The sequence below is a fragment of the Streptosporangium sp. NPDC000563 genome (assembly GCF_040299985.1).
Classification (GTDB): Bacteria; Actinomycetota; Actinomycetes; order Streptosporangiales; family Streptosporangiaceae; genus Streptosporangium.
The window spans coordinates 343,492-360,239 of the sequence record NZ_JBEPDA010000003.1 but is presented as its reverse complement, the minus strand read 5'-3'; the positions used below and the strand labels follow the sequence as shown (position 1 = coordinate 360,239).

Sequence of the window (16,748 nt, the reverse complement as noted above, 5' to 3'; positions counted from 1 at the left end):
GGCCTCAATGGGGGGAGGTGCATCGGGTAGTGGCCAACTCCCGATACCGTAGTGTTCACCATGTCATCCCGCCGAACCGCATCGCTGATCACGCTTGGTTGCGCACGCAACGAGGTCGACTCCGAGGAACTCGCCGCTCGCCTTGAGGCTGCCGGTTGGCAGCTGGGCGACGACGATCCCGACGTCGTCGTCGTCAACACGTGCGGCTTCATCGACTCGGCGAAAAAGGACTCCATCGACACGCTGCTCGCCGCGGCCGACTCCGGGGCCAAGGTGGTCGCCGCGGGCTGCATGGCGGAGCGATACGGCGACCAGCTCGCCGACGCGCTGCCCGAGGCCGCGGCCGTCATCTCCTTCGACGACTACACCGACATCGGCACGCGTCTCGACGATGTGCTGGAGGGCAGGCCGCTCGTCCCGCACAGTCCCCGCGACCGCAGGACCCTGCTGCCCATCTCCCCGGTGGAACGCGCCGCGGCTCCCAGGACCGGTATTCCGGGCCACGGCGAGCTGCCCGAGGGCCTGGCCCCCGCGAGCGGCCCCCGGCCGCTCCGCAAGCGCCTGGGTGACGGCCCGGTGGCGTCACTGAAACTCGCCTCCGGCTGCGACCGGCGCTGTACGTTCTGCGCCATCCCCGCCTTCCGCGGAGCCTACGTCTCGCGCGGTGCCGAGGAGCTCCTCGGCGAGGCCGCCTGGCTGGCCGAGCAGGGCGTGAAGGAGCTGGTGCTGGTCAGCGAGAACTCCACCTCCTACGGCAAGGATCTGGGCGATCTGAGGGCGCTGGAGAAGCTCCTGCCCTCCATCGCCGCGACCGAGGGCGTCGAGCGGGTGCGCGTCAGCTATCTGCAGCCCGCCGAGCTCCGCCCGGGACTGCTGGAGATCATCGCCTCGACCGAGGGGGTGGCCCCCTACTTCGACCTGTCCTTCCAGCACGCGAGTGGCCCGGTGCTGCGCCGGATGCGCCGCTTCGGTGACCCCCGGCGTTTCCTGGACCTCCTGGAGTCGATTCGTGCCCACGCGCCCGAGGCGGGTGTGCGCTCCAACTTCATCGTGGGTTTCCCCGGCGAGACCGAGGAGGAGTTCGGGGAGCTGGTGGGCTTCCTGGAGGAGGCCAGGCTCGACGTCATCGGCGTCTTCGGCTACTCCGACGAGGACGGCACCGAGGCGGCCTCGCTCCCCGGCAAGCTCGACCAGGAGATCGTCGACGCCCGGGTGTCCGCCCTCACCGAACTGGCCGAGGAGCTCATGGCTCAGCGGGCCGAGGAGCGGATCGGGACCGAGGTCGACGTCCTGATCGAGGAGGACCTGGGCGACGGCGGCTACGAGGGCCGCGCCGCTCACCAGGGGCCCGAGGTGGACGGATCCGTGACGGTCCAGGGCATCGGGCTGGTGCCGGGCCAGATCGTCCGGGCCGTCGTGGTCGACTCGGAGGGGGTCGACCTGATCGCCCGCATCAAGGCGGCCCCATGAGTGCGCCGCCGGGCCGGGAGAGCGTATGACCAACACGCCAGAGACCGGCACCGACTCGACAGCGGCATCCGCGCGCCCCAAGGTGAGCGCCTGGAACATCGCCAACGTCGTGACGGTGATACGGCTGGCGATGGTTCCGTTCTTCGCGGCCTGCCTCTTCCTCCCCGGAACCGGCTGGCGGGCCGCGGCGCTGGTGGTCTTTCTGGTGGCCTCGCTCACCGACCTGCTCGACGGCGAACTGGCCCGCCGTTACGGCCTGATCACCGACTTCGGGAAGATCGCCGACCCGATCGCCGACAAGGCCCTCATCGGCGCCGCCCTGGTCAGTCTCTCCATCCTGGAAGAGCTGCCCTGGTGGGTCACCGCCGTGATCCTGGGCAGGGAGCTGGGTGTCACCACGCTGAGGTTCGCGGTCATCCGGCACGGTGTCATCCCGGCCAGTTACGGCGGGAAGGTGAAGACCGTCCTGCAGATCGCCGCGATCGTCTCCTACATCTGGCCGGGCGTGCCCGACCTGATCCGCTGGGTCGTGATGGGCGCGGCGGCCCTCGTCACCGTCGTCACCGGCCTCGACTACGTGATCCGGGCGATCAAGCTGCGGCAGGTCGCGAAGCGGGCACGGGCCAGATGAGCCGACGCCCGCCCGTGACCGCCGAGATCCTCTCCCTTCTCGTCCGCAGGGGCGAAACGGTGGCGGTGGCCGAGTCGCTGACCGCCGGGTTGATCTGCGCGGCCCTCACCGGCCCTCCCGGGGCTTCGGCGGCCTTTTTGGGCGGGGTCGTCTCCTACGCCACCGAACTCAAGCACCGGCTGCTGAACGTTCCGGCGGACCTGCTCGCCCGTGAGGGGGCGGTGCACCCAGGGGTCGCCGCCGCCATGGCCGAAGGGGTACGCCTCCTCGTCGGTTCCACATACGGTCTGGCGGTCACCGGGGTGGCCGGCCCTGAGCCGCAGGATGGTAAACCGGTCGGCACTGTGCATCTCGCTGTTAGCGGTCCGGGAGGGCGGGTATGGCACCGGGATCCGCGGCTCTCCGGGACGCGCGATCAGATCCGGGAGGCGACCGTGAATGAGGCCGTAGACCTCCTCCGAGGTGTGCTGGAGGCGAACGTGAGGGAACATTCGGGATGATTACCGCGTTACGTCCCCAGCGAACATGCTCCACATGGTCTGCCGCGTTGTCGGTGGATACAGGTACGGTGGAACTGTGAGTGAGGTAAAGGTCAAGCGATGATGACGGCGAGGAGTATGTACCAAGGGTCGCGTTCGAAGAACGGGCGGCACGAACCGATAGCGCGGAGTGTCGTGAAGACGCCCGCGCCGGGGAGGGAGCGACAGATGGTCCTGCTGCGTCAGCTGCTCGGTGACGTGCTGCGGCGGCTTAGGGTGCGCCAGAGTCGCACCCTTCGTGAGGTGTCCACATTGGCTCGGGTTTCTCTCGGATATCTGTCCGAGGTGGAGCGCGGCCAGAAGGAGGCCTCTTCGGAGCTGCTCGCGTCGATCTGCGGTGCCTTGGGCGTGCCGCTTTCACAGGTTCTCCGTGAGGTTTCCGATCAATTTGCCCTGGCCGAGCTGCAGCATGCTCCGGTCCTGGCCAACGATGTTCCCGAACGGGAGCGTCTGCCGATTCCCGAAACCGTGCCTGATTCCGTGTTCCCCGAGGTCAACGACATGGTCGCCGCCTAGCCGGTCGGTTCTTCCGGCTGGCAGTGACGGCACCAGACGATCAGCCGTTCCTGCGGCTGTTCGCCCATCTCCCCACGACTGATCCGACGCCCGCAGCGCAGGCAAGGCCGCCCGGCCCTGCCGTAGACCCAGGTGCTCCGTCCCGGACGGAGGTCGCCCGTCGTCGTTCTACTCGGGCGTTCCTTGTTGGCGTCCAGCAGCCGCCGTGCGATCGACACGATCGCCCCCAGATCCTCAATGGCCCCTACGGGTCGCCACGGCGACACTCCGGCGAGAAAAAGCGTCTCGGCGCGATAGATGGTGCCGATTCCCGCCAGGTTGCGCTGATCGAGCAGCGCGATCCCGATGCTCGTTTCAGGCCGCCGTGCCAGCCGCCGTACGGCTTCGGTCTCGTCCCAGTCCTCCCCGAGCAGATCGGGTCCGAGGTGCCCGACGAGCAGTTCCTCCCGCTCGGTCGCCACCAGATCGACCATGCCCAGCCGTATCCCCGCCGCCTGCCATGTCGCGTTGGCGAGCACCAGGCGGACGACATCGCCGCCGGGCAGCCCACGTCCCGCGGGTGAGATCTGCCAGTGGCCCTCCATCCGCAGGTGGGTGTGGACGGTGAGCCCGCCCTCGACCCTGGTGAGCAGATGCTTGCCGCGCGATACGGTCTCCAGCACCGCGCGTCCGGTCAGGTCGGCGGTGGAGTGGCGGGGCACGCGGAAGTCCGAGCGGGTGAGCATCCGTCCGTCGAGCGCCCGGCCGAGCCGCAGTGCGGAGCGGTGGACGACGTCACCCTCGGGCACGGCGCCCGCCCCGAGACGTGGGCCGCTCCCGTGCGGTGAGCCGGTCGAGTGAGACGGATGGATCCCGCGAGCCGGACCTGTCTCGGGTGGCGGGGCGGTCGGGTGAGACGAGGTCTCCTGAGATGAGCCGGTCTCGGACGGGAGGCCGGTTCCGGAAGGACTCGGCCGGCCGGAACCCTGTGGGCGGCCACCCCGGCACGGTCAGTCCCAGGCCGCGGGGTCCGCGGACAGGCTGCGGACCCGCTCGGGGAGGGCTCCGGTGGCCACGTTCTCCAGGGTGACCTCCTCCAGGATCGCCCGTTCGCTGGCGCGCAGCGCGATCCAGACCTGCTGCAGTGATTCGGCGGGACCTCGGTATCCGACGTGCTCGGGCCGCTCCCCCCTGACATTGGCGAGCGGGCCGTCAACGGCGCGGATCACATCGGCGAGGCTGATCTCGGCGGGCGGGCGGGCCAGCACGTAGCCTCCCTCCGGGCCGCGCTGGCCGCGAACCAGTCCGGCGCGGCGCATTTGAAGCAGGATGTTCTCAAGATACTTGGGAGGCATGTCCTGCTCTTTGGCCAGCTCACCCACCGTGGTAGGGCCGTCACCCGCGGCGGCGAGTTCGGCGGCGGCACGGAGGGCATAGTCGACACGAGCGGATAGGCGCATGTAGCCGATTATCCCGCCTGCTATTGGTTCCTTACGCGCGAGGGGCCGAAGGAGGTGAAATCACCCCCGTCGCTCTCGGTGACAACGGGCACGTAGAGCGACGCGCCGGTGTGTCCCGGCGGGTGCGTGACACGGTGGTGAGGTGCCGCCGCGGGGGTACGGTCCGGCGGCGGAGCGAGGCGGCCGGTGGGGATCTCCTCGGGTTTTCGGAAGTGATGTCGCAGCTCAGAGGTGTGTCGGGAGTGTGTGCCACGAGGATGAGACGCCTTTGGGTGCTCTCGTGGGCCCGGTGGTACCACCGCGCCGCCGCTCACTCGGTAGGGGGCGGTGTGATCCGTTCCCGATCGTGCCAGATAGGCGAAATTCCCGATATATTCGTAATGTCGGAAGCTTGGACACCTCCGCCCCGGCTCCGGACCGGATCGTGGCGATGGTGTCCGTGTCGAAGTCTGCCCCACCCCTGCCGTGAGGGCTTGCCGGAAAGAATCTCTGCCGCTTCTGGGAGCGTTCCACGCACCGGGCGGGCGCCGCGGCCCCTCGCCCTACGGGCGCCGCGGCGGCGGGTGCTGGAGACGTGCGGTGAAACGGCGACGAGCGGGAGAGGCGGCGCCGGCGTGTCCTCCGCAGCCCTCGCGGGGTGAGGGCGGGGCTAAACTGTCAGGAAGCCTTATTAAGAATAGAGTTCTTATTCTTGATTGAAAGTAATCGCGACGGGGAAGCGACGAGCAAAAGAGGAAGCGGCGAGCAAGAGAGCATGCGTATGGAGCGACGTCCTGGCGTGCCCAGGCTACTGAGGGAGATCAACGACAGGGCCGCCCTGGAGTTGCTGCTCGCTTCCGGACCGCTGACGCGGGGGCAGATCGGCGAGCTCACGGGCCTTTCCAAGGTGACGGCGTCGCAGACACTCGCCCGCCTGGAAGGGCGCGGGCTGGTGGAGGTGGCGGGGGAGCAGGCGGGAGGCCGGGGGCCCAATGCCGCCCTTTATGGGATTATTTCCTCCTCGGCCTATGTGGCGGGTCTGGACGTCGGCCCGGAATTCGTCACGACCGCCATCGCCGATATCCACGGGGAGATCATCGCCGAGGTGCAGGTGGCACCGAAAGGACACGACGATCCGGTGGCCCTCGTGCACAGCGCGGTGGTCAAGGCGTGCCGGTCGGCCAAGGTCGCGCTCTCCAAGCTGCGCTCGGTCGTCATCGGCACCCCCGGCGTGGTCGACCCCCGCACCGGGGACGTGCGGTTCTCCTTCGACCTGCCGGGCTGGCACGAGGGCATCCACGAGGCGCTCGCCCGTGACCTGCGCCGCGACGTCAGGATAGAGAACGACGTGAACCTCGTCGCCATCGCCGAGCGCACCCTCGGTGCCGCCCGCGAGGTCGACGACTTCGTGCTCCTGTGGGTGGGGCGCGGCATCGGTCTCGGTGTCGTGCTCGGAGGCCGGCTGCACCGGGGCCGCTCCGGCAGCGCGGGCGAGATCGGCTACCTGCCGGTGCCCGGGGTGCCGCTGGCCGAGGACGTGCGGGCCGTGCCGGGCAGGTTGCCGTCGCTCGCCGGGGGCCTGCAGTCCCTGGTCAGCGCCGAGGCGGTCGCCGAGCTCGCCGCGACGTACGGCTTCGAGGGGGAGAGTGCCGCCGAGTGCGTCGCGGCGGCGGTCGCGGCGGGGGAGCGGGGGGAGCCCTTGATCAACGACATCGCCGGGCGGCTCGCGCTGGGGGTGGCGTCGGTGTGCGTCGTGCTCGACCCCGGGCTCGTGGTGCTCGCGGGTGAGGTGAGCAGGGCCGGAGGCGACGAGCTCACCTCCAGGATCGAGGAGGCGGTGGCGAGGAGCTGCCCGGTCAGGCCGCAGGTGGTGGCGAGCGAGGTGGAGGGCAACCCGGTGTTGCGCGGGGCCGTCATCGCCGCACTGGAACAGGCGAGGGAAGAGATCTTCACCTCCTGATCCTCCTGATCCTCCTGACTTCTTGAGGGCCCGAGGTTCTGTCGCCGGGCCTTGAGTCCCCGGTGATTCCTTGGCCGGGAGTTCCTGGGGCCCGGTTCCTGGAGCGGGAGTCCTTGGCCGGAGGTTTCCGAGGTCCGGGCTCCCGGAGCTGGAATCGCCTGCCCGCGACCCCCGTGCCGATGAGTCCGGCCGGTTCGGGGCTCGCGCCGTTCGGTGCGCTCTTTCGGGCATCGCGGACGGTCGTCACCGTGCCCTGACCGGTTCGTGGCAGGTCGCTTGTCTCAGGCGTGTCTCGTGTGTAGCATTCTGGTTGTTTAAATAAACAAGAAACTTTCCTAATAATTAAGCGTCGAGATCGCACGTCGGAGGCGAGGAGGCCCCGGCGCCTGCCCGAGGTGAGCCACCCCCGAGGGAGACGGACAGGATGTCGCACAGTCCTTTCGACCTGCGGGGAATTCCGCTGGCGCTCCACCTGAACGGCCCCGTCGACGTCCTCGCGCTGACGGAGGCGTGCGCCGACGTGGCCGGCAGGCATCCGGTGCTCGGGCGCGTCAGGGTCACCCGCGCGGAGTCGACCCCGGAGCGCTACCACGAGCTTGCCACGGCGGAGGCCACGCGCCCCTTCGACCTGGAACGCGGCCCGTTCGCCCGGTTCACGCTGGTCACGGTGGGTCCCGAGCGCGTCAGGCTGCTCTTCACCGCGCACGGACGAGTGTTCGACGCGGCCTCCAAGGACGTCCTGGTCCGCGACCTCGCCGACGCCTACTTCTCCCGGGCGACCCTGCCGGTGCCGACGCCGCACTCCTCGCCGGTCTCGCCGTCGTACGGCTCGGCGCAGGCCGTCCCGTCCACGCGGACGGGACGGCACGGCGGCTCGGGGGCGGACCACGAGGCGTCTCCGGCGACGCCCTGCGGAGCCGAGGAGTTCTGGAAGGAGCGCGACCGCGAGCCCGCGGAACCGATCCTGCCCGGGTTGCGCGCCGTCCCGCGCGGCACCGGCCCCGGGGAGATCGTCGAGATGGTCCTCGGCGGCGCGGAGTCCGGGGCCCTCACCGAGGCCGCCACAGAGCTCGGCGCCACCAGGTTCGAGTTGCTGCTCGCGGCCGTGGGCGTGCTGCTGCGCCGCTACGGTACCTCCGCGTCACCGCTCGCCCTCGATCTCGGCACCCGCACGCGCGAGACGCGCGACCGCGTCGGGCCCTTCGTGGCGAGGGTGCCGTTCGTTCCGCACCCCGGCCTCGAAGAGGGTTTTCCCGGCTATCTGCGTACGGTCCGGACCGAGCTCCAGGCCATGTACCGCTTCCGGCACGCGCCTCCCGAGCCGCCCTCCTCACCGGTGCTGCTCAGCTACCGCAGAAGGACGGCCGTCCCTGAGTTTCCCGGTGTCGGGGCGGGTGTGGAGTGGACCGTCTTCAACGGAACCGCCCACGGCGCGCTGCACGTCCAGGCCGTGGACGCCGGGTCGAGCCTCACCCTCGGCCTGCGCTTCAACCCCACCGCGATCGGCCACGACGATGTGTCCGCGATCGCGGGTCACCTGCGCGTGCTGCTGCGCGCCGTCTCCGAGCACCCCCGTGCGAAGGTCGCGGGTCTGGTGGCATCGGCCGATTCCATGCCCGGAGAATCGGCCGATGCCACGCTTGAGGAGAAGCCTCCCGCGACCGGCCCGCTCGTCCCGGACCTCGGGAAGGTGACGTAACCGTCCGTGGGGGAAGGGGCGATCCCCCGCAGGCGAGGGTGACCGGTGTCGTCAGACGCCGAGGAGCTCGGCGGCGGCCTGGGCGTTGGCGCGGGCGGCGCCGTAGGTGGCCAGGTAGGTGACACCCTCGGGACGCCAGATCGGCAGACCCATCTCGACGACCGTGGCGTCGGGGCGGGCGGCCAGCAACGCGGAGACCACCGACTGGCTGGCCTCGTAGCGATGGGCGTCCTTGACGACGACGATCAGGGAGCGGCCCGAGGCGCGCTCCAGGATGTCCGCCACGTCGGCCATCTCCGGCTTGACCCGCAGCACCTCCGCCTGCGGCAGCAGCGGCGTGAAGCCCCACGGTACGTCGCCGACCGCGATGGTCGGCGGGGTGTCCACCTCGACCACCAGCGGGTCGACCGGGGACGGGGCGGAGCCGGTGAGGCTGACCGCGCGACGGGCGGCGGTGAGACCGATCACGTCCCGCTCGGCCTCGCCGGTGCGTGGCGTGCCGAACCAGGCGCGCAGGGCGGCGACCCGCTCGGCCGCCGCCTCCAGGCGGGCCACGGGAAGCCGCTCGTCGTGGACGGCCGCGACGATCTCGTCCACGATGAGGCGGACGTCGCTCTCCGTGGGGATCGGGCCGAGGCAGAGCAGGTCGGCTCCGGCGGCGAGGGAGAGCACCGAGCCCCCGGCGAGACCGTAGGCGGCGGTGACGGCCCCCATGTCGAGGGCGTCGGTGATGATCACGCCCTCGTAGCCCATCTCGCCGCGAAGCAGGCCGGTGAGGGCGGCGGGGGAGAGCGTCGCGGGAAGCGCGCCGGTGACGGCGGGGACGCGTACGTGCGCGGTCATGATGGATCTGGTCCCGGCCTCGATCGCGGCGCGGAAGGGGGCGAGCTCGCGCTCGCGCAGCAACTCCACGGAGGCGTCGACGAGCGGGACCTCCAGGTGGGAGTCCTGCCGGGTCGCACCGTGGCCGGGAAAGTGCTTGACACAGGCGGCCACTCCGGCCGCCTGCAGGCCGTGGACCGCGGCGACGGTGTGCCGGGCGACGAGCGCGGCCTGTGACCCGAACGAGCGGGTACCGATAACCGGATTGTCGGCGGCGGTGTTGACGTCCGCGGACGGCGCCATGTCCAGGTTGATACCGCAGCGGGCCAGTTCGTCGCCGATGGACCGGTAGACCCGCCGGGTGAGCTCGACGTCGTCCACCGCGCCGAGGGCGGCGTTGCCGGGATACGGGCTGCCGACGTGGTAGGCGAGCCGGGTGACGTCACCCCCCTCCTCGTCCAGCGATATGACCGGATCGGCGGACGCGCGCAGCCGGGAGGTGAGAGCGGACAGCTGGGCGGCGTCGGCGACGTTGAAGCCGAAGAGCGTGACGCCGCCGAGACCGTTCTCCAGCTCCCGCAGGACCCACTCGGGTGCCTCGGTGCCCTGGAACGCGGCGAGCAGCGTGCCGGCGGCGAGACGACGCAGCCCCTGGTCGCCGCGATCCGCGATGAGCTCAGACATGGCGGTAGGTGTTCCTTACCTGAGATGTGGGGGTGTCGGACATGGAAGTGAGCAACAGGAAAACGGGCAGGGCCGGCACGGTCCGCGCCTTGTGGGTGCGTGCCGTGCCGGCACCGATGGGGTCAGCCCTTGACGGCGCCCGCGACGAGCCCGGAGACCATCCGCCGCTGCACCAGGAGGAAGAAGACGATGACCGGGATGGTCATCAGCGTGGAGGCGGCCATGATGCCGCCCCAGTCCACCGACCGCTGGCTGACGAAGTAGCGCAGCGCCACGGGCATGGTGAAGTTGCTCTGGTCGCCGATGAGCGTCAGCGCGAAGACGAACTCGTTCCACGCGGTGATGAACGAGAAGATGCTGGTCGCCACCAGCCCGGGGGCCACCAGCGGGAACAACACCCTCCAGAAGGTGGCGAACCGGCTCGCGCCGTCGATCCAGGCGGCCTCCTCCAACTCCTTGGGCACCGCCGCGACGAAGGTGCGCAGCATCCAGATGGCGAACGGCAGCGTCATGGCGACGTTCACCACGACGAGGCCGAGGAGCTGGTCGTACAGCCCGGCCCGCCTGACCATCAGGAACAGCGGGATGAGCAGCGCCTCGCCGGGGACCATCTGCACGATGAGCAGCAGGATGAGGAACGAGGTGCGTCCGCGGAAGCGGAAGCGGGCCACCGCGGTCGCCGCCAGCAGGGCGAACACCGCGCCGACGAGCACGGTGCCGATGGCGACGATGGAACTGTTGAGCAGGTAGCGCCAGATGGAGTGGCCCGCGACGCCCTCGGTGAAGACCCGCTTCACGTGTTCGAGCGTGGGATCGGTGGGGAACGGGATGAAGTCCGTCGTGAAGATCTGCTCGCTGCTCTTGAAGGCCGTGCTCACCATCCAGTAGACGGGGAACACCGCGAACAGGAACACCAGGACGGCTGTTGTGTTCAGACCGACCTTGCCGAGTGTCCTGCGCCGCTTGGGACCGCTCCGCGTCCCGGACGCGGGCCGCCGTCGCCGGGATGCCCGTGTGTCGTAGGTGGTCATCGCACGTCCTCCGTCTTCACGATCTGGCGGACGTAGAAGAAGGTGATGACGAGCAGGATCAGCGTCAGCACCACGGCGATCGCCGCGCCCATGCCCATCTTGGGCGGCGCGCTGAAGGCCTGGGTGAAGGCGAACAGCGACAGGTTGAACGCCTCCCGGTTGGACGTGCCGCCCGCGAGCACGAACAGCTGGGTGAAGACCTTGAAGTCCCAGATCACCGAGAGCACCGTCAGCACCGCGAAGACAGGCTTCAGCAGCGGGAAGGTGATCCTCCAGAAGATCCGCCACGCGGAGGCGCCGTCCACCCTGGCGGCCTCGTACAGCTCCTGGGAGATGCTCTTCAGCCCGGCCAGCACCGAGACCGCGATGAACGGGAACGACGCCCAGACCACCGCGATGATCAGTACGACGTAGATGGTGAACGCGTCGTTGAGCCACGGCTCGCCGGTCCAGTCGGAGCGGCCGAACAGCAGGGAGGAGAACCAGTCGGGCAGCGCGTTGAGCGCCCAGTTGATCACGCCGGATTCGGCGTCGAACAGCCAGCGCCAGATGATCGCGGTGGCGATCTGCGGGGTGGCCCAGGCGGCCATGATGCCGACGATCAGGAAGGTCGACATCTTCTTGCCCAGCTTGTGCAGGAGCAGGCCGACCAGCGTGCCGAGGATCAGGGTGCACGCCACTGTGACGACGGCGAAGACGACGGTGTTGCGGAGCGACGTCCAGAACAGCTCGGACTCGACCAGCTTCTGGTAGTTCTCGACGCCGACGAACTCGGCCGGTACCCCCCGGATCTGCCGCAGTCCCACGTTCTGGAAGGACATGACGACCATCTGGTACAGCGGGTAGAGCAGCAGGCCGGCGATGACGATCAGGCCGGGGACGAGCAGCGCGTAGGGGACTGCCCAGGCGGGCAGACCCCTGGACCCGCGCGGGGGCGTGGTGCCTCGGTGCCCCCGCGCCGGGACGGAGGGGGAGCCCCCGTCCCGGGCGATGGTTGAGGTGTTCGCCATGGTTACTGGTTCAGGATCTCTTCGAGTTCCTTGTTGGCGTCGGTCAGCGCGGTGTCGACGTCCTTCTTACCCTCGATGACCGAGCGGGCCGCGCTCTGCAGGACCGCCTTGGTGTCGTTCGCCTCGGCCCAGTTGGTGTCGTTCGGGAAGCCCTTGGCGACCTTGAAGGTCTCGGCGAACGGCGCCTGCACCGGGTCGGCGGCGTACTCGGCCAGAGCCTCGGGGTAGAGCGGCAGCAGGCCGCCCTCCTTGGCGTAGCGGGTGCCGAACTCCTTGCCGGCGGCGAGCTTGACGTACTCGGCGGACAGCTCGGCGTTCTTGGTGTCCTTCCAGATGGCGATGTCGTTGCCGCCCTGGAAGGCCGGGGCCGGGCCGCTGCCGTCCTTGGCCGGGAGCGAGAAGAAGGCCATCTTCGAGTCGTCGACCTTGCCGCCGCTCTGCTCCTTGATGGTGGTGATGTCCCAGCCGCCGGTCACGTACATGCCGACCTTGCTGTTGGCGAAGCGGGTCGCGATGTCCACCGAGTTCTGGGTGAGGGCGGACTTGCGCGAGACGCCGTGCTTGGTCACCAGGTCGGTGTAGTACTGGAAGCCCTCCTTGAAGCCGGGATCGGTCAGCTTGCCGACCCACTTGCCGCCCTCGAAGGCGGCGAAGTCGCCACCGGCCGACCAGACGAACGGGGAGAGCGACATGTTGGCGTCGGAACCGCCGTTGAAGGCGAAGCCGTCGACGTCCTTGCCCTTCTCCGCGACGATCTTCTTGCCTGCCGCGACGAGGTCCTCCCAGGTCTTGGGGACCTCGATCTTCAGGTCCTCGAACCAGTCCTTGCGGTAGAGGACGGCGCGGGTGCCGCCACCCCACGGGGCGGCGTAGATCTTGCCGTCCACCGTCTCGTAGCCCCACAGGTTCTGCGGGATCTGCTGGAAGTCGGGCGCGCTCTTGACGACGTCGGTGATGTCGGTCAGCGCGTCCTGCGCGACCCAGGCGGCGACCTGGTCGTTGCCGAACTCGGTGACGTCGGGGCCCTCGCCGCCGGCGAGGGCGGCGGTCCACTTGGCCTGCGCGTCGGGCCAGGGGACCCACTGGACCTTGACGTCTGCGCCGGTGGTCTCCTTGAACTTGGCGTTCAGGTCGGCCATCAGCTTGTCCTGCTTCTCGTCCGGAGCGCCGAGGCGCCAGACGGTCAGCGTCTGACCTGCGAACTTGGGGCCGGACGCGGCGGGGGCCGTCGCGTCGGAGCCGGCGGCCGGAGCGGCAGGCTCGCTGCTGCCACACGCGGCGAGACCCAGGGCGAGGGCGGCCGTGGTGGCCGTCGTGGTGGCGATTCTCGCGAACTTCACTGGAGTTCTCCCTTTCAGGCTTTCGCCGGGGTTTGCGCTCATCTGTTATGGCCGGGGTCCCCGTGACCCTCTGCACGCACTGGGAGCTGTCGGGTTTACCGCAACCCGCGGCTCCGATCGCTTGCCTGCGGGCTGACTAGGGTTAAACTAACAAGAAACTTTCTTAAAAGAAACGATCGTTAGCGGATCGTGACGGGGAGGACGACCTTGCCCACACGCCCGGGGACCCCCCGGCTGCTGCGCCAGCTCAACGACCGCGCAGCGCTGGAACTCCTACTGTCCAGCGGCCCTCTCACCCGGGCCGAGCTGGGAGAATACACCGGGCTCTCCAAGGTGACCGCCGGTCAGCTGCTCTCCAGACTCCAGGATCGCGGCCTCGTCGCGGTGGTCGGCGAGCAGGCGGGCGGACGCGGGCCCAACGCCGCCCTCTACGGGGTGGTGCCCTCCTGCGCGTACGTGGCCGGGCTCGACGTGCTGCCCGGCAGGATCAGCGCCGGGGTCGCCGACATCACCGGCACCCTCGTCGCCGAGGTCGCCGCGGACCCCAGCGGGCACGACGACCCGGTACGGCTCGTGCGGAGCGCGCTCGGCCAGGCGTGCGAGGCGGCGGGCATCGGCGCCGACCGGTTGCGCGCCTTCGTGATCGGCACCCGGGGCGTCGTCGACCCCGGCACCGGTGACGTGCGCTTCTCCTTCGACCTGCCCTCCTGGCACAACGGCGTGCTCGCCGAGCTCCGCCGCGACCTCGGGGTGCCGGTGACGATAGAGAACGACGTGAACCTGGCCGCGCTGGCCGAACGCGCGTACGGGGCGGCGCTGGGCGTCGACGACTTCGTGCTCGTCTGGGCGGGGGTCGGCCAGGGACTCGGCGTCATGCTGGGCGGACGGCTGCACCGCGGCTTCACCGGCGGCGCGGGCGAGATCGGCTGGCTCCCCGTCCCCGGCGAACCGCTCCCCACCGACGTGAGCGAGCCCCAGTCGGGCTCGTTCCAGCGCCTGGTCGGCGGTGACGCCGTGGCCGGGCTCGCGAGCGCCCACGGCATCGGTTTCGCCTCGGGGGTCTCAAGAGCCTCCGGAGGCGACCCCGACGCCGACTCCGTGGGAGAGCATGTCCGTACGGCGGTCGCCCAGGGCGCCGAGGCGTTTCTGGACGAGCTGGCCGGGCGGCTGGCCATCGGTGTCGCCGCCGTCGCGGTGGTTTTGGACCCCGGATTGATCGTGCTCAGCGGCGACGTCGGCAGGGCCGGGGGAGACGCGCTCGCCGACAGGGTGCAGGACGCGGTGGCCCGGTTCTGCCCGAGCCGGCCCAGGGTCATGGTCTCCCGGGTCAGGGGGAACCCCGTGCTGCGCGGTGCCTTGGTGTCGGCGCTGCACCAGGCCCGTGAGCAGGTGTTCTCGGACACGGTCTGATCTTGTTCTTCAACCTCCGAGATCGCGTTCGGGGATGCCGGTCACCTGTGGACTTTCCCCAGGTCATGTCGGGGAGCATGGCCTCGGTCGTGGGAACCGGTGTGCCGCCTGGGCGGAGCCCGGCCCGACGGGGTCCTACGAGGCGAGGGCCGGCCCGCACACGGCCTTCACCGCCTCCTCCCGCTTCCCGGTCGGCGGGCCCTCACCCGCGGGGGCCCCGATGAGGAAGGACGGGACTGGGTCAGCGGTGGGCGCGCAGCGCGGCGAGCAGCCATTGGAAGGCCGGCACCGCCTCCGGGGCCGGTGGCAGACCCCGAAGGAGGTTCAGAAGCTGCCAGTACCGCTCCACCCGCGGCTCGGCGACCAGTTCCAGCCAGTCCGTCAGGGAGACGGTCTCCTCGGCGGGAAGCTCCACGGGGATGATCCGGTCCAGAATCACGCTCGCGCCGGGCGACTCCGGTGGGATTCCCTTCTCAAGGGCGTCGGCTGCGTGCTGGAGGACCAGGGGCCGTAGGTTGAGCCCGAACTCAAGGCGATTGTCCTGCCTTCCGCTCAGGACCATCTGCCGGACCGTCCGCCGGAAGCTCTCGTCGGCGACCAGTTCGGCCAGCTCCATCCAGGCGTCCACCTGCTCGGACGTCGGTTCTTCGGGAAGCTCGGAGGGGACGTCGCGCATCCACTCCGCGACGAGGGTGGCGTCCTCGTCGATGACGTCGGCGAATGCCCCGTCGACGAACTCGTCGATGATCTGCTGGCGTTCCCGCGCCGACAGTCGGGCCAGTGCATGCATCAAGGTGATCTCCTCGGTGGTGCTGTCACGTTTGGCGAGAACGCGCAGGACGGCACGCCGTACCTTCAAGGTGCGGATCTCCGCGTCGAGCGCTTTGACGTGCGTCTCCGCCAGTTCCCTCAGTGGGACCTGCTTTTCCAGGATCTGCTGGATGGCATCAAGGCTGAGCCCGAGATCGCGAAGGGTTCTGACCAGGTCCAGCCGTGCGACCGCCTCCGCGTCATAAAGCCGGTATCCCCCGCTCGACCTGCGGGCCGGGGGGACGACGCCACTGTCGGACCAGAAGCGGATCGTGCGCGCCTGCAACCCGGTGCGCCGGGCCAGCTGCCCGATCGTGTAGAGATCCGTCGCGTCGTTCATGGCTCGAATCTGCACCTTCCACCCGCTGGAACCTCAAGCGATGCGCCCAAATTCTCGCCATAGAGCGGCTGTTTGGGCATTGTTTGCACTTATACGTCGTCGAATGACTCGGTCGGTTCGTTGGGCCCGGGTGGAGGCTTGGCCGCGAAACGCGGACCGCTGTCCCGTGCGACGAGGCCGGTGCCGGACCGGCGGTACCGCGAGCGGGTGTTTCCGGACACGGTTCGGCACCCCTGTTCCCCCGTGAGCGGGGTCTGCGCACTGTGATGCTTGGGGAAGAATTACCGCCATGCGCGACATCGTTCTGATCTCCGATGCCCGAGTCGTCTCGATCCCCGTCGAGGAGTCGGGAGAGCGGCTGGTGGACGTCCGGGGACGGCTGCGGACGGACGGGCGGCTCGCCGACCCGGCGGGAGCCTTCGCCCACCTGCGGCTCGGGCTGCTCACCCGGCTGGAGGAGGCCCAGGCGCAGCTGCCGGAGGGATACCGGCTGCTGGTGGTGGAGGGGTACCGGCCACCGGCGACGCAGAAGGAGATCTTCGACGGCTACTCGGCGGAGCTCAGGACGCTACATCCGGAAATGTCGCCCGCGGAGCTGCGAGCCGCGGCGAGCCGCTACGTCTCGCCCGTCGAGATCGCCCCGCACACCGCGGGAGCGGCGGTCGACCTCACCCTGTCCACCGAGGACGGGACCGAGCTCGACATGGGCACCCGGCTCAACGCCACCCCCGAGCAGAGCGACGGCGCCTGCTACACCGACGCCCCCGGGCTGTCCCCCGAGGCCCGCCACCACCGCAAGCTCCTCGGCACCGCCCTGGAGGCGGCAGGGCTGGTCAACTACCCCACCGAGTGGTGGCACTGGTCCTACGGCGACCGCTACTGGGCCCTGGCCACCGGCTCCCCGGCCGCCCTCTACGGCCCGGTCTCCGTCTGACCTGATACTCCCGGTGCGCTCGTCCGTGCCCTTACTCCGGTTCAGCCGGTGAGCCCGGAGGTCATTCCGTATCTCGTGGAACTACGGTCCCGCCCGTACGGATGCTCGCTCCCTCGCAGGAGAGAATCGAGGTT

15 protein-coding genes are annotated in these 16,748 nt (G+C 69.7%); 8 read left to right on the top strand and 7 right to left on the bottom strand.

The annotated features are described in order from the left end of the window. Positions 1-60: 60 nt before the first annotated feature. The 4 genes from rimO (at position 61) to ABT352_RS12270 (ending at position 3,156) form a co-directional block, all read left to right on the top strand. The gene (gene rimO / locus ABT352_RS12285) at positions 61-1,470 is read left to right on the top strand and encodes a 30S ribosomal protein S12 methylthiotransferase RimO (RefSeq protein WP_350944682.1); all 1,410 of its coding nucleotides are present in this window, start codon (positions 61-63) and stop codon (positions 1,468-1,470) included. 25 nt (positions 1,471-1,495) lie between these two features. After that, positions 1,496-2,101: a CDP-diacylglycerol--glycerol-3-phosphate 3-phosphatidyltransferase gene (gene pgsA, locus ABT352_RS12280; RefSeq protein ID WP_350944681.1), complete on the top strand. Its 606-nt coding sequence runs from the start codon at positions 1,496-1,498 to the stop codon at positions 2,099-2,101. Positions 2,102-2,115: 14 nt separating this feature from the next. Then, a complete protein-coding gene (locus ABT352_RS12275) occupies positions 2,116-2,601 on the top strand; it encodes a CinA family protein (protein ID WP_350944679.1) in 486 nt (161 codons plus the stop codon). 207 nt (positions 2,602-2,808) lie between these two features. Continuing rightward, a complete protein-coding gene (locus tag ABT352_RS12270; protein WP_350944677.1) occupies positions 2,809-3,156 on the top strand; it encodes a helix-turn-helix domain-containing protein in 348 nt (115 codons plus the stop codon). On the opposite strand, the gene ABT352_RS12265 is transcribed toward ABT352_RS12270, so the two are convergent. Together ABT352_RS12265 and ABT352_RS12260 are read right to left on the bottom strand one after the other, a co-directional pair. Next, positions 3,153-3,944, bottom strand: coding sequence for an Fpg/Nei family DNA glycosylase (locus ABT352_RS12265; RefSeq protein ID WP_350944676.1), 792 nt, complete (start codon positions 3,942-3,944; stop codon positions 3,153-3,155). The two genes, ABT352_RS12270 and ABT352_RS12265, sit on opposite strands and share 4 nt — an antisense overlap. 201 nt (positions 3,945-4,145) lie before the next feature. Then, positions 4,146-4,595, bottom strand: coding sequence for an RrF2 family transcriptional regulator (locus ABT352_RS12260; RefSeq protein WP_326637143.1), 450 nt, complete (start codon positions 4,593-4,595; stop codon positions 4,146-4,148). A 760-nt stretch (positions 4,596-5,355) separates the two neighbouring features. Between ABT352_RS12260 and ABT352_RS12255 the strand changes: the two genes are divergently transcribed. Then, complete coding sequence (locus ABT352_RS12255; RefSeq protein WP_350944675.1) at positions 5,356-6,534, top strand: ROK family transcriptional regulator; 1,179 nt, start codon at positions 5,356-5,358, stop codon at positions 6,532-6,534. 424 nt (positions 6,535-6,958) lie between these two features. Then, the gene (locus ABT352_RS12250) at positions 6,959-8,233 is read left to right on the top strand and encodes a condensation domain-containing protein (RefSeq protein ID WP_350944674.1); all 1,275 of its coding nucleotides are present in this window, start codon (positions 6,959-6,961) and stop codon (positions 8,231-8,233) included. 51 nt (positions 8,234-8,284) lie between these two features. Here ABT352_RS12250 and ABT352_RS12245 read toward each other — a convergent pair whose 3' ends face one another. From ABT352_RS12245 to ABT352_RS12230, 4 genes are all read right to left on the bottom strand, one after another. Then, on the bottom strand, positions 8,285-9,739 hold the full coding sequence (locus ABT352_RS12245) for a glycoside hydrolase family 3 protein (RefSeq protein ID WP_350944673.1): 1,455 nt from the start codon (positions 9,737-9,739) through the stop codon (positions 8,285-8,287). A 122-nt stretch (positions 9,740-9,861) separates the two neighbouring features. Then, on the bottom strand, positions 9,862-10,770 hold the full coding sequence (locus ABT352_RS12240; protein ID WP_350944672.1) for a carbohydrate ABC transporter permease: 909 nt from the start codon (positions 10,768-10,770) through the stop codon (positions 9,862-9,864). Beyond that, entirely contained in the window at positions 10,767-11,780 is a 1,014-nt protein-coding gene (locus ABT352_RS12235; protein WP_350944670.1) for a carbohydrate ABC transporter permease, read from the bottom strand. The genes ABT352_RS12240 and ABT352_RS12235 overlap by 4 nt, the downstream gene beginning before the upstream one ends. Before the next feature lie 2 nt (positions 11,781-11,782). Further along, positions 11,783-13,120 (bottom strand): extracellular solute-binding protein, encoded by a 1,338-nt coding sequence (locus tag ABT352_RS12230; protein WP_350944669.1) that lies wholly within the window; start codon positions 13,118-13,120, stop codon positions 11,783-11,785. 207 nt (positions 13,121-13,327) lie between these two features. On the opposite strand from ABT352_RS12230, the gene ABT352_RS12225 reads away from it, so the two are divergent. Then, the gene (locus ABT352_RS12225) at positions 13,328-14,530 is read left to right on the top strand and encodes an ROK family transcriptional regulator (protein ID WP_350944668.1); all 1,203 of its coding nucleotides are present in this window, start codon (positions 13,328-13,330) and stop codon (positions 14,528-14,530) included. A gap of 241 nt (positions 14,531-14,771) precedes the next feature. Here the strand turns inward: ABT352_RS12225 and ABT352_RS12220 are convergent, their stop codons facing one another. Further along, positions 14,772-15,680, bottom strand: a complete 909-nt coding sequence (locus tag ABT352_RS12220; RefSeq protein ID WP_350944666.1) for a helix-turn-helix domain-containing protein — start codon at positions 15,678-15,680, stop codon at positions 14,772-14,774. Positions 15,681-15,969: 289 nt separating this feature from the next. Between ABT352_RS12220 and ABT352_RS12215 the strand changes: the two genes are divergently transcribed. After that, positions 15,970-16,614, top strand: coding sequence for a M15 family metallopeptidase (locus ABT352_RS12215; RefSeq protein WP_350944665.1), 645 nt, complete (start codon positions 15,970-15,972; stop codon positions 16,612-16,614). Positions 16,615-16,748: the final 134 nt, after the last annotated feature.

What these genes read in the sequence shown, in the direction of transcription:
- ABT352_RS12240 (WP_350944672.1), bottom strand. Translation starts at nt 10,770, where the DNA reads ATGACCACCTACGACACACGGGCATCCCGGCGACGGCGGCCCGCGTCC.
- ABT352_RS12255 (WP_350944675.1), top strand. Translation starts at nt 5,356, where the DNA reads ATGGAGCGACGTCCTGGCGTGCCCAGGCTACTGAGGGAGATCAACGAC.
- ABT352_RS12235 (WP_350944670.1), bottom strand. Translation starts at nt 11,780, where the DNA reads ATGGCGAACACCTCAACCATCGCCCGGGACGGGGGCTCCCCCTCCGTC.
- ABT352_RS12250 (WP_350944674.1), top strand. Translation starts at nt 6,959, where the DNA reads ATGTCGCACAGTCCTTTCGACCTGCGGGGAATTCCGCTGGCGCTCCAC.
- pgsA (WP_350944681.1), top strand. Translation starts at nt 1,496, where the DNA reads ATGACCAACACGCCAGAGACCGGCACCGACTCGACAGCGGCATCCGCG.
- ABT352_RS12215 (WP_350944665.1), top strand. Translation starts at nt 15,970, where the DNA reads ATGCGCGACATCGTTCTGATCTCCGATGCCCGAGTCGTCTCGATCCCC.
- ABT352_RS12260 (WP_326637143.1), bottom strand. Translation starts at nt 4,595, where the DNA reads ATGCGCCTATCCGCTCGTGTCGACTATGCCCTCCGTGCCGCCGCCGAA.
- ABT352_RS12245 (WP_350944673.1), bottom strand. Translation starts at nt 9,739, where the DNA reads ATGTCTGAGCTCATCGCGGATCGCGGCGACCAGGGGCTGCGTCGTCTC.
- ABT352_RS12270 (WP_350944677.1), top strand. Translation starts at nt 2,809, where the DNA reads ATGGTCCTGCTGCGTCAGCTGCTCGGTGACGTGCTGCGGCGGCTTAGG.
- ABT352_RS12220 (WP_350944666.1), bottom strand. Translation starts at nt 15,680, where the DNA reads ATGAACGACGCGACGGATCTCTACACGATCGGGCAGCTGGCCCGGCGC.
- rimO (WP_350944682.1), top strand. Translation starts at nt 61, where the DNA reads ATGTCATCCCGCCGAACCGCATCGCTGATCACGCTTGGTTGCGCACGC.